9 protein-coding genes and 2 pseudogenes are annotated in these 11,643 nt (G+C 66.9%); 6 read left to right on the forward strand and 5 right to left on the reverse strand.

The window, feature by feature from the left end; genetic code table 11:
• Positions 1-22: 22 nt before the first annotated feature.
• Together ACFU99_RS16885 and ACFU99_RS16890 are read right to left on the reverse strand one after the other, a co-directional pair.
• Entirely contained in the window at positions 23-1,327 is a 1,305-nt protein-coding gene (locus tag ACFU99_RS16885; protein ID WP_384392104.1) for a hypothetical protein, read from the reverse strand.
• Positions 1,328-1,465: 138 nt separating this feature from the next.
• The gene (locus tag ACFU99_RS16890; RefSeq protein ID WP_384392107.1) at positions 1,466-1,858 is read right to left on the reverse strand and encodes a hypothetical protein; all 393 of its coding nucleotides are present in this window, start codon (positions 1,856-1,858) and stop codon (positions 1,466-1,468) included.
• 340 nt (positions 1,859-2,198) lie between these two features.
• On the opposite strand from ACFU99_RS16890, the gene ACFU99_RS16895 reads away from it, so the two are divergent.
• The 6 genes and pseudogenes from ACFU99_RS16895 to ACFU99_RS16920 all read left to right on the forward strand — a co-directional run bounded on the left by ACFU99_RS16895 (position 2,199) and on the right by ACFU99_RS16920 (position 7,681).
• Positions 2,199-2,792 carry a helix-turn-helix domain-containing protein gene (locus tag ACFU99_RS16895; protein ID WP_384392110.1) on the forward strand — a complete coding sequence of 198 codons (594 nt, stop codon included), beginning with the start codon at positions 2,199-2,201 and terminating at the stop codon, positions 2,790-2,792.
• 463 nt (positions 2,793-3,255) lie between these two features.
• A complete protein-coding gene (locus ACFU99_RS16900) occupies positions 3,256-3,396 on the forward strand; it encodes a hypothetical protein (protein ID WP_384392112.1) in 141 nt (46 codons plus the stop codon).
• A 1,296-nt stretch (positions 3,397-4,692) separates the two neighbouring features.
• A pseudogene (locus ACFU99_RS16905) lies at positions 4,693-4,821 on the forward strand (transposase); the annotation flags it as partial.
• Positions 4,822-4,934: 113 nt separating this feature from the next.
• Positions 4,935-5,237 (forward strand): winged helix-turn-helix domain-containing protein, encoded by a 303-nt coding sequence (locus tag ACFU99_RS16910; RefSeq protein WP_384392114.1) that lies wholly within the window; start codon positions 4,935-4,937, stop codon positions 5,235-5,237.
• Positions 5,234-5,764: a transposase gene (locus ACFU99_RS16915; protein ID WP_384392119.1), complete on the forward strand. Its 531-nt coding sequence runs from the start codon at positions 5,234-5,236 to the stop codon at positions 5,762-5,764. The genes ACFU99_RS16910 and ACFU99_RS16915 overlap by 4 nt, the downstream gene beginning before the upstream one ends.
• Positions 5,765-6,337: 573 nt before the next feature.
• Positions 6,338-7,681 (forward strand): integrase, encoded by a 1,344-nt coding sequence (locus tag ACFU99_RS16920; RefSeq protein ID WP_384392117.1) that lies wholly within the window; start codon positions 6,338-6,340, stop codon positions 7,679-7,681.
• Here ACFU99_RS16920 and ACFU99_RS16925 read toward each other — a convergent pair.
• From ACFU99_RS16925 to ACFU99_RS16935, 3 genes and pseudogenes are all read right to left on the reverse strand, one after another.
• On the reverse strand, positions 7,650-9,608 hold the full coding sequence (locus tag ACFU99_RS16925; RefSeq protein WP_384392122.1) for a germacradienol/geosmin synthase: 1,959 nt from the start codon (positions 9,606-9,608) through the stop codon (positions 7,650-7,652). The genes ACFU99_RS16920 and ACFU99_RS16925 overlap by 32 nt on opposite strands.
• A 190-nt stretch (positions 9,609-9,798) precedes the next feature.
• Positions 9,799-10,974 (reverse strand): MFS transporter, encoded by a 1,176-nt coding sequence (locus ACFU99_RS16930; protein WP_384392124.1) that lies wholly within the window; start codon positions 10,972-10,974, stop codon positions 9,799-9,801.
• A 209-nt stretch (positions 10,975-11,183) separates the two neighbouring features.
• Positions 11,184-11,643: pseudogene (locus tag ACFU99_RS16935) on the reverse strand (ABC transporter substrate-binding protein); the annotation flags it as partial.

Here is an 11,643-nt window from a genome sequence, read left to right on the forward strand (position 1 = left end):
ATGTATCACTCCATCGCTGCGCTCAGTAGAGCGTGGTGAGGAAGTTCTTGTCGTCGCGAATGGTGCTGTTGGACTGCACGTCCCGCAGACTCACGTCCAGTCGGAGCAGGTCGAGCGACAGATCCGACTCGTACTGCGACTTGTTCCGGGAGTAGTTCTGATACGCCTGTGAAAGGTTGTTCATGATGTTCATGAGCGGGCGCATCGTCACGTCAGAGGACTGGTAGTCCTCGGTGAGGCTGGTGCCGTCCGAGAGGATCCACCGCATGTCCGAGATCTGCTGGCTCGTCGGATCCGAGCCCTCGTCATGCTTCTTGGCGAAAAGCTGGGCGTAGCTCTGACCGGCCGGCACCAGGGCGTCGAGGTAGCCGTCGTAGACATTGCCTGCGCGCCAGTTGAGGTCGAAGCCGCCCGGGACGACATGTTTGGTCTGCAACGCCAGCGTCGAGACGTCGTCCTTGGCCGCGGCCGCGGAGACACCCGTGATCTTGTCGGTGGCGATCGAGACCGGAACGGTCGGCGGCCGCAGGAACAGGCCGTCGATCTTCGTCGTCTGCAGGTCGGAGCTGTACGACTGAATCTGCGTCAGGTTCGTGCGCATCTCGACGAGCTTCTGGTCCAGAGCGTCCCTGGCCTCGCTCTCCTTCTCCTTGAGCACGACCTCGTAGTAGGCCTGCGCAGGGTCGAAGCTCACAGCGTCGAGCGCCGCGATCTTCTGGACCCTGGATGCGCCGGGATTGAAGAAGACCCGCCACTGGTCGTACTTGGCGAAGGTCTCGTCACCGGCCAGCTTGCCACTGTCCTGCGCCCGCTCCGCTCCGGGCGTGGTGAGTTCAGCATTCGCACGGACCGTCAGGTTCAACACCTGGCGGTCGAAGGGCCGGTCGGCGTTCAGGAGGACCCCGACGTAGCCGGTCGACCCGAAGGCGTAGAAGGACCCCTTGATCCCGCTGGTGCTGACCTGCTCACTGTTCAGCGAGGTGTCCGACCCGAGCAGGAACGCCCTGTAGTCCGCAGCGTTGTACGAAATCTGCGCAGTCGGGCTGAAGTGCATCATCACGAGCGCCTTGTCGCCGCTCTCGTTGGTATAGACCCCGTCGACAGTGCCGTCGAGATTCGTCTTCGACGTCTTGAAGCCGCTGGTGTACAGCGCCGTCTGTGACAGCGAGTCACGCCCCGCCTGGTACGCCGAGGCTCCCGACGCGCTGATCACGAGGACACCTGTGACCGTGAAGATGCCGAAGAACACCCCAAAACGCTCGATCGCGTGGTGCGAGTCGAGCTTGAACCTCCTGCTGAAGGCCAGTGCCTTGTCCTTGATCCCCATGTTCTGCTCTCTTTCGTGCCCGCACCGTGCTGAGGGCCCGGATATGGCGAACCGGGCCGGAGGAGGCCTTGCACCTCAACCGACCCGGTTCGCTCGACGCCCCTGTTCCCGATCGTGTGCGCGGTCTGTGACGGTCTCTTACATGAAAGGGCCACTCGGGAATCCGCCGGACCGATCGACGGTCTGGACGATCACCGTGCCGCCGCCGAGGTCCGTGATGGTCTTCTGGCCGCCGGATCCGACCGTCGATATCAGTGACCACCCGCCGCCGCTCAGGGCTCCGCCGACGAGAATGAGGAGCGCGATCGTGCCCCAGCCCTGCTGATGACCCGCGGACTGAGGGTTGGCCATCAACTTCCTGAGCAGGAGCACGCCGCCCCAGACCATGGCGGCGACACCGACCAGCATGAGCAGAAGACCGCCCCAGAGCTGGATCTGGGACTTGGCGTTCTTCAGGAAGCTGGTCAGGTCCCAGGCTGCGCTCGGCAGGGAGGAGTGTGCGAGGACGGCTGCCTCGTAGATCTTCGCCATGGTTCTTTCCTCTCGCCTTTCGAATCATTCGGTGACATGACAATGAGTCACAAGGCAACAAGCGCAGTTCGCCCACTCGAACAGGCAGTGATAGGAGCCTGAGTGGTCGACGACATGCCGTCTTACCCCTCGCTGGCTCGTATATGTGCGCATCCTTAGTGGCTAATCTACCTCATTCGAATAGTGAATCGAGAGGCGTGTGAAAGGGCCTGTCGGCAAGGAGTCGAAAGAGGCTCGAAGATGAGGCGCATCGGCGTCACGGCGCTGAAGCCGCAGGGCCGTGGCGGCCCCCTGTGGAATCCGCAGTGCGAGATGTGTAGTGTGCCGATCCAGCACCGCGGTGACCCTGGCCAGCTCGATTTCAAGGCGGGCCACCCTCGCGCCCCCGTCGTTCGTGATCTCGATCAGGAAGCGCCAAACCGACATGAACCCACTGCCCGGGGACTATTTCGCTCGCCGACTTCGTCAAGAACGCGAACGCTGCGGCGTCAGCCAGAGGGAGCTGGCGCGCCGCATGTCTGCGCTGCTCGGCTCGAACGTGGAATCCACCGCCATCACACGCATCGAGCAGCAGACCCGAGCGGTCAGACTCGACGAGGCGGTCACCGCGGCCGAGGCTCTCGGGGTTCCGCTGATCACACTGGTGAGCGACAACTACGCCCGCGAAAACGAAGCCCAGATCCAGAAGCAGCTCGTCGAGCTCGCCGTCGCTGAGCAGGAATGGGAGAGGCTGCGCCAGAAGATCCACCGGATCACCCAGACCATCCAGGAACTCTCCGCCGAGCGGGGGGCCTTCCACTCTCACGCGCTGGACGTCAACCCTGAGGCCGCCGGCGACTACGAGCTCGACCCTGAGACGCAGGCCGCTCTCGATGCCCGGATGGGTGATGTCCGCGACCAACCGGCCGGAGAGGCCACAAACCCAGACGCATGACACGGTTGCGGGCGGTCGGGGCGAACTCACGGCCACAGACGTGCATCGTCTTGGGCTCCCGCCACCGGCCGACCCGCATGATTTCCTCGGTTCTCGCGCCGTTCCGCCGAACCTGCGTGACGTGACCAGCTCGCAGACTGCGGAAGCCTTACGCCGATGTATCCACCCCGGCCTCCCTCATGAGCACGTGCAGCGCGACGCCGCTCACGACGGTCTCGTGGATCCCGCCGTCCCCTCTCTACTACGGCACGTCGCCCACAGCAGAGGAGCGGACGAGGTCAGGCGAGGAAGATTTTGCCGGACGCTGTGGCCAACCGTGCTCCTGCCCCATCGTCGGAGCCGACACCCGCATGAGCGGAGTCCGGCATCGTCGACGAAGAGGAGAAGCGAATCTTGGCCTGGGCTGACGAGGCCAACCCCTGCATCGCCGAGTTCTTTCAGGAGTACGAATAGAGTTGGGCACATGGGAGCAGACTGGGAGAACATCCTCGGTGCAAGTGGCGCAGACCTCGCAGACGCATATGACAGAGTCGTCTCCGAAACCGTCTACGGCAACGAGGACCTCGGAGACGACAAGCCGGCGCTACCGTTCGATGAAGACTGACCTCGCGCTCGGGGAACCTCAGACAGGCGAGACGTCTCATCGCGACCACCACCAACGGCGTCGCAGCCATTCCCAGTCATCAGGTCCTCCCCCTGCTACTCGCCAGTTCCAGGCCACGCACGTCGATGTCATCCAGACGCAAGTTGGCGCGACGGATGACTCGATGACGTCCTCCGGTCGACAGGCAAGCCCGAAGCGGCGGCCCCCGCCCGTAACCCACCGCCTTCCGGTCCGCCCAGGAGGGTGCACGACAATGGGGGTTGCCAGACAGGCAGGATCCGCCTAATGAACCGGTCCCGAGCTGTGGCCTCGCCACATGAGTCGTGTTCTGTTTCCGTTCATGGTTTGACAGATGACAGGGCTCTCATGTCGTGCTGTGTTGGCGGCAGCGGGATAGCTGGCTGGAGCCGCTGGAGCTGACGAAGGACGAGGCCGCAGATCCTGCGCGGCTGGGCGACGCATCGGTCGACCGCCCAGGGCCTGGCAAAGCGGGCCCGGATCATGCTCGCGTGCGCCGCCAGCCTGAACAGCACCGCAGCAACTACTCGGTCTGATACGGGCCGGGCGACACTGCGCCGTCGGCGGAATGGGTTCCGGCGCAACCCGCTCAGCGGGCTGGACCCCGGCCCGGGGCGCCGTGCTCGATCAGCGACGCGACGGTCGAGGAGACGGTGATGCGCACCTTGGAGGAGGTGCGCCGCAGGGCCCGTCACACTGGTCCAAGAGCCAGATGGCACGCGTGGTGAGGCTCTCGCCGACCAGCGCACACTGCATCTGACCGGCCTTTGGCCTGCAGCCGCATCGGGTGGAGAAGCTCAAGGCCTGGCCCGACCCGTTGCTGATCGACAAGATCGCGATGTGGCCGACCCCTACCTTGCTTCTGCGTGGACGACAAGCCCCAGACCTGGGCACCTCAGCGCACCGCCCCGATCCTGCCGATGCTTTCGGGCACGCTGGAGCGGCGCAGCTCCGACTACGTCCGCCACGGCGCCGTGGACCTGTTCGCGGCGCTGAACACCACTACCGAAGCAGTGATCGTCGCGAAAACGGCGCGGCATGCGGCCGAGAACTTTCGGGACTTCCTCGCACCGTTCATGTCATCTGCCACGTCTTGTTTGCGCACAAGGCGTCGATGGTGCGCAAGTGGCTGCTTGCGCATCCCTGTTTCACGCTGCACCTCATCCCGACGTACTCGGCGTGGACCAATCAGATCGAGCGGTGTTCGCCTAGAGATCTTTAATCGTGGGGGTTCGATGGTGCGGTGACGGCTGGTGGCGGGTTCGGTATGCCGGAGGGATGAGGTATCCCGATGGCGGCGGGCTGACCGCCGCGGAGCGTGCGCGACGGGAAGAAATACGGCTGGCGGCGGCGGATTTGATCGAGGCCGGTGTCGGCGACCGGGAAGTGGCCCGGCGGTTCAGGGTGACGCAGATGTCGGTCTACCGCTGGCGCCGGGCCCTGGCCGTCGGCGGCCGGGAGGCCTTGGCCTCGAAGGGGGCCGGGGTGCCCGGTGCCGGCTGTCCACGGCCCAGCTGCGCGTGCTGCAGACCGCGCTGGAGGCGGGCCCGGCCGCCCACGGCTGGAGTGAGGATCAGCGCTGGACCCTGGCCCGGATCGCCGACGTCATCCGCTGCGGGTTCGGCGTGGACTACACGCTGGCCGGGGTGGACTTGCTGCTGCACCGGATCGGCTGGAGCGTGCAGGTCCCCGCCCGCCGGGCCGCCGAGCGGGATGAGGTCCGGATCGCTGCCTGGGAGGGCGAGGTGTGGCCGGCGTTAAAAGGACGGCGGCACACCTGGGCGCCTGGATCTGCTTCGAGGACAAGGCCGGCCAGGGACTGAGGCCGCCGCGGGGCCGCACCTGGGGCCGGCGCGGACGCACCCCCGTAGTGCGGGTGACCGCCGCAAGCACCAAACGCGTCTCGCTGGCGGCCCTGGTCTGCACCCGGACCGGACATCGTCCCCGGCTGATCTACCGCACACTGGTGCACCGCGGACCAGGCCGCGGGCGGCGCAAGGGCTTCACCGAGGCCGATTACGCCCGGCTTCTGGACGCCGCCCACCAGCAACTCGGTGGTCCGATCGTGCTGGTATGGGACAACCTGAACACCCATCGCAGCGCGACGATGCGGTGGCTGATCGATGCGAGGCGGTGGCTGACCGTCTACCAGCTGCCGCCCTACGCACCGGAGTTCAAGCCGGTCGAAGCGGTCTGGTCGCACCTCAAGCGCTCCCTGGCCAACCTTGCCAAGCACGACATCGACCAGCTCACCGGCCTGGTCAAGACCCGCCTCAAACGCATGCAATACCTCCCCGGCCTCCTCGACGGCTACCTCACCGGAACCGGACTGGACTTCAGCGGTGCGTAACCCCCGCCATTAAAGATCGCTAGTTGGAACGCCGATGCCTGCAGCATGGTTCCTTCTGCTTGCTCGACATCCTCAAGACCACCTTGGGGGAACGGATCGATGTCTGGAACGATACCGTCCGACCCTTTGCATGGACCAAGATCATCGACCACATCTGCCGCCACTGTCAGAGGATTTGAGGATCTACTTGCTGGGCATAGTCGGTCGCATCTTGATGGATACGAGGAAGATGTGTCGCTCAGTGAACAATGGACCGAGGAAGCGCCGCAGGGTGCGGCTGTGCCACGATGATGCGATAGACGAGCGCGCGTCGAGAGGGGGTGAGCATGTCGACGCCAGGGACGCGGTGAGCGCTCTGCTCGCATCAGTGTTCCTCTGCTGCGGTGACGGCGGATAGGCAGTCGGTTGTCGTTCCCACAAGGACTCTTCGGCCCGAGGGCACGAGTCAGGCATTGAGGAGGCGGCTGCTTGTGGCCGTAACTGCCCCGCAAGGAGACACGAGTAGCAGCCCCCGAGCGCGCCAGAGCAGATGATGGGCTCGCTCGGTTATCACGGAAATTCCAAGGAGGAGCGATGCCATACACCGAGTGGCGCGGCGGCAAGTGCCGAGTCAAGTGGTGGGCGGGCGAGTACCTGCCCAACGGCCGCAAGAAGTTCGAGTCGGCGTCCGGCTTCGAAGACGAAGGGGCGGCATGGGACTACGGGCTCGATCGTGAGTACGAAGTGCGTCATGGTACTGCGATCAAACAGAGAGACAGTAAAACTCTCATGTCAGCCTACTGCTGGGACTGGTTCGATGCCCAGGATTTGCGGCCGTCATCAATGGTGAGTTACAAGGCCATCATCAATAAGCGGATCGTTCCCTATTGGGGAAGCCGAGCCGTCGGTGACATCAACACTTTCGAATGCGAAGCGTGGAAGAAGGCCCTTCGCGCGGCCGCCGAGCGTGGCGAGATATCAGCCGGGTACGTGAGAGAAATTCTCATGGTCTTTGGTGCCATGATGGATGACTCGGCGACTCGCTATCAACTCCGCAAGATTTCGCCAATCGTACGGGAGAAGCGCGGCCGCGGAAAGTACAAGAAGAAGGTGCGTGAGAAGAAGCGCCCCCAGGAGATGGCCACGCTCCACCGCCTCGCGGTCAACGCCTACAGCGTCTGGGGCTACGACGGTTGGACCTACATCTGGACCGCGGCGTTCACTGGTATGCGGCCGAAGGAGATGTGGGGGCTGCAGCGGTGCTTCGCCTCACCGAACTGGCCCGCCTCGGATCCACTCGAACCCGACGACGAGAAACGTGAACCGGACCTTGAGCGGTACATGAGCATGCCGGCGCTGCGAGTGCAGTATCAGCACCAGTGGGTTGACGGGGAACGGACGCTGGTGGACCCGAAATACGACTCGTGGCGGACGTTGGTGGTGCCCCCGTTTCTGCATGAGATGCACAAGGCACTGCTGGCTTCACACGACTCGCCGTGGATGTTCCGGTCGCACAGTGGGGGGCCGTTGCTGGGAACGAACTTCGAGGAGGCGTACTGGTGGCCGATCAGGGACGGTTGCGCAGCACGCGAGGGGCGGTATGCCCGGGAGGAGATACCTGCAGTGCCGGAGATGACGAAGAAGCGGATCTATCTTCTGAGGCACGGCCACAAGGAGTGGCTCGACGAGGACCGCCATCCCTGGGTGGCCATCGAGACGCGGATGGGACACGAGCTCGGGGGAGTAGAAGGCGTGTATGCGAACGTGACACCGGGGATGGAGTTGCGGATCGCGGAAACGTTGCAGGAGCGGTGGGAGAAGTTCACGACAGAGGAGGGGAACGTGTGGCTGCCGCCTTTTCCCAATCCTCTCCCAGTTGATCTTGCTAATCATGTTCCTGTGCAGGTCAGCATGAGCGCATCTCTAGATGTCGGTTGATCAGATCGATCACGACGTCCCTGGCCTCTTCCGTGGAGCAGTCGAAGAACTGCCGGATCACCAGCACCCCGTTATGCGGCTCGCCCTCGAATTCGATCTCCTTCTGGAACGACGTGCAGTCGTTGAGAAGCGCCGCGTAGTCCATCGCCGCGGCTTCGAGACTCCTGACCGTGGTGGTCGCGAAGAGCTCCGGCGGGACCTCGCAGCCCCGGCCCAGCTGTCCGAGGAGGACGGTCAGCTCCGACCCGAACGTCTTGCGCCGCATCTCGATGTAGTCCACCGGGTCGGGCATCCGGTTCAGCTCCGCGTTGCCGAACTCCCACCACCAGCTGTCGATGAACTCGTCGCACGCCCGGCGGAACCGCTCCCGTTCCTCCTGGCTCATCGACGCGGTCGTACGGGTCCACAGGCCCGTCAGCGCACGGGTCGAGGCGTCCACGGGCGGCGGCGCGGGGGAGCCGTCCACCGGCAGGCACCGGCGCGCCTGCTCCATGTACCGCCGCAGCCCGGCCGCGTCATGGGCCGCGCTGAACGCCGGGGTGAGGTCGTCGGCGTACGTGCCCCAGGTCAGCCACCTGGCACTGGTGATCAGGTCCTCGGCGCAGACGCCGGGGCCGATCCCCGCCGCGCACAGGGCCAGGTCGCAGGAGTCCAGCACCTCCTGGGTCCACCGGCCGTCACCGGGCGCCCCCGCCGTCGGCACGGTCATCCCGGTGTGCCGCGCCCACTCGGTCAGGTCCCGGCGCGCCAGGTCCAGATGCGGGTTGAGCCGCAGCACGTACGGCATGCGGACATCGGGCGCCGCGGTCGGGCCGACCCGCTCGTACGTGGGGAGGCGGAAGGAGCGCGCGCGGGTGCTCGCGCCCTGCGTCGGGGCCCTGAGCACCCGGACGGCGGCCGACACCACGCGGGTGGCGCCGATGCCCGAGGGCCCCGGCGGCGACCAGGGGGCGGTGCCGAGGGAGGCGCCGTCGCCGCCGTTCATGTACCGACTGGAGCGCAGATGCCATTCGTGGCCGCCGCTCTGCCAGTCCGTCAGCCCCTGCGCGTACGCCAGCACGCGCGCGCGGGCGGCCGGGTCCAGGCCGTACTCCTCGAAGAGCGACGGCAGTTCGGTGACGACCGTGTGCTCGAACTGGTGCAGTCGCGAGGTCAGCAGGTCGTTGACCGTGTCGGCGGCGCGCTGCGGTTCGTACCCGAAGAACCGCTCCATGACGAGGACGCCGTTGCTCAGTTCGCCTTCCTCCTCGACCTCGCGCTGGTACGAGAAGAGGTCGTTGCGCAGGTGCACCCCGTCCGCGAAGGCGTCCTTCAGCACCCGCAGCGGCCTGCTGCGGGCCACCGCGTCGGGCACCTCGGCGCCGTTCGCGAACTCCACGAGATCCGCCGACCAGGGCGCGCCGCCGACCTTGCGGCGCATCTCGATGTACTCGACGGGGTTGGCCACCCGGCCCGCGTCGATGTTGTGCAGCTCCCACATCGATTCCTGGAGGAGGTTGAACGTCGACTCGAAGAATCGTTCCCGCCACTCCGGGGACATCCGCGGAGCGGTCCGCTGCCACAGGTCGGCGAGGCCGGCCTCGACCGGATTGACCGGCTCCGGCATCGGCGAGCCGTCGCGGGGCATGAACAGCGGCAGCCGGTCCAGATACGCCCTGGCGCACGCGATGTCGCCGGTCCGCTTGAACGTCTCCAGGAAGTGGTCGTCGAAGAAGAACACCCACACATACCAGTCCGTGACGGTGTCCAGCGCCTCGGGAGCGGCGTCCGGGTGGGTGTAGGCGCACAGCAGCGGGTATCCGTGGGCGTTCAGCTCCGCCTCGTCCCACACCCCCGAGCCCTCCAGCATCCCCATGGACCGGGCCCACGGCACGGCGTGCGCCTGGGCGCGGGGGAGACCGGGGTTGAGCCGGGCCTGATACGGCATGTAGAAGTCGGGAAGTTCGAAGGGCTGCACGGTGCCTGGTCCTCCAGTGAGTGACGCGGTGGGTAGCGACCGTAGAAGCCCCCGCGGAATCGCCGCACCGTCCCGAACGGCAAACCACTCGTACGGGTGTTGTCCGATCAGATGCTCATCCCGATGCCGGCCCGGCGCTCGCTCCACACCCCCAGACCGCTCATTCCGGCAGCGGACTCTGGGGCGCGCCCGCCCTCCGCGGCTCCGCCGCCGCGGGCCGCCCGCCGGAGCCCGGCGCGGTCAGCCGCTCCCACCCCAGCACCGCCAGCGTCGCGGCGCTGAACACCGCGCCGACCAGGAATATCCCGCGCACCCCCACCACGGGCAGCAGCGCGCCGCCCAGCAGCGCGCCGAGCGCCACCCCCGCGTTGTACGCGCCGGAGTTGGCGGCGAGCGCTATCTCCGTACGGCCGGGGGCCGACTGGAGCACCCGCGCCTGCGTCGCCATGAACACCGGCCCCAGCGACGCCCCGAGCAGCGCCAGCATCGCCACCACCGCCGCCTTCACGCCGCCCAGCGCGTACAGCCCGGACAGGCCCAGCGTCTGGGTGGCGACCGGCACGGCGAGCGTGGCCCGCGGAAAGCGGTCCAGCAGCGGGCCGGTGGCGGTGACCCCGAGGACGCCCGCCACCCCGGCGACCATCAGCAGCGTGCTCACGGACGTATCGGCGAAGCCGCTGACATCGCCCAGGAACTTCACGATGTACGTGTAACCGGCGAAGGCGCCGGTCACCGACAGGGCGGTGGTCGCCAGGACGGCGCCGAACCGCCGGGCGTCCGGCTCGGACCCGTAGGCCGCGGCCCCCTCCTCGGGCCGCGACGTGGGCAGCAGCGCCGCGATCACCACCAGCGATACGGCGCCCAGCCCGGCCAGCACGACCAGCGGAAGCTGCCAGCCCTGCCGCTGCCCCAGCCACGTACCGGCCGGGATGCCCAGGACGAGCGCCAGCGACCCGGCGACCGACAGCAGCCCTATCACCCGCCCCCGCACCCGCCGCGGGAACAGCCCGACGGCCACCGGTCCCATCACGGCCCAGAACAGCGCCTGGGCGAGCGCGGTCACCACGCGGGCCGCGAGCAGCAGCCAGTAGGAGGAGCCCGCCGCCGAGGCGAGGCTCGCCACGACGAGCGCGCCCAGCAGGGCGGTGAGCACATGGCGGCGGGGCATCGCGCGGGTCGCGTGGGTGACGGGCAGGGAGACCACGGCCACGGTCACGCCGTACCCGGTGACGAGGCAGCCCACGGCCCACAGCGACACCTTGAGGTCGTCCGAGATCAGTTCGAGCACGCCGATGGGGAGGTTCTCGGTGGTGTTGAAGGTGAACGCGGCGAGCATGAGGGCCGCGACCACGGCCGCCCTGCGCCAGGAAGCGAGCTGCGTAGCACGCCGTGAAGCAGACTGTGCCGCCGCCATCGGCCGGACCTCCGTCGTCGAGGTGATCACGTCCCGTTCACAGTCGCACACGCCTCGGCCCCGTGCGTATCAAACCTGGTACACGGCTCGGCCCCCACAGACGGATCGGCGGCTCAGTTCCCGTACACGGCTCAGTCCTTGTACATCCTGATCGACGACGGGGTGACGCTCGCATAGCTCTTCTCGAACCGCGCCCCCGAGCCGAACGTCGGCACGACGGCGTCCACGAACGGCAGTACGTCCACCGACTCGATCAGCGCCGACTCGGCGCGGCTCCACGTCGGGCAGCCCTCGGCGCCCGGCATCCGCGAGGCGTCGGCGGCCAGGGCCGCGTACTTCTTGTTGCCGATGTGCGCGAAGTTCGTGCCGTGCGGCGGCGTCGGGCCGGAGACGAACGGCCGCAGCTGCGGCGGGATGCCGAGGCCCAGCGGCATGACGGCGACGTCCCAGGACGCGTTGCCGGCGACGACCTGGTTGATGCCCATGTTGTCGACGCCGCGCAGCGTCACGTCGGCGCCGACGGCCTGCCACGCCTTCTGGATCAGCTCCGCCGCGGACGCGGCCGGCTGCCCGATCTGGCTGGGGTAGAGG

Source organism: Streptomyces sp. NPDC057654, assembly GCF_042800135.1.
Taxonomy (GTDB): domain Bacteria; phylum Actinomycetota; class Actinomycetes; order Streptomycetales; family Streptomycetaceae; genus Streptomyces.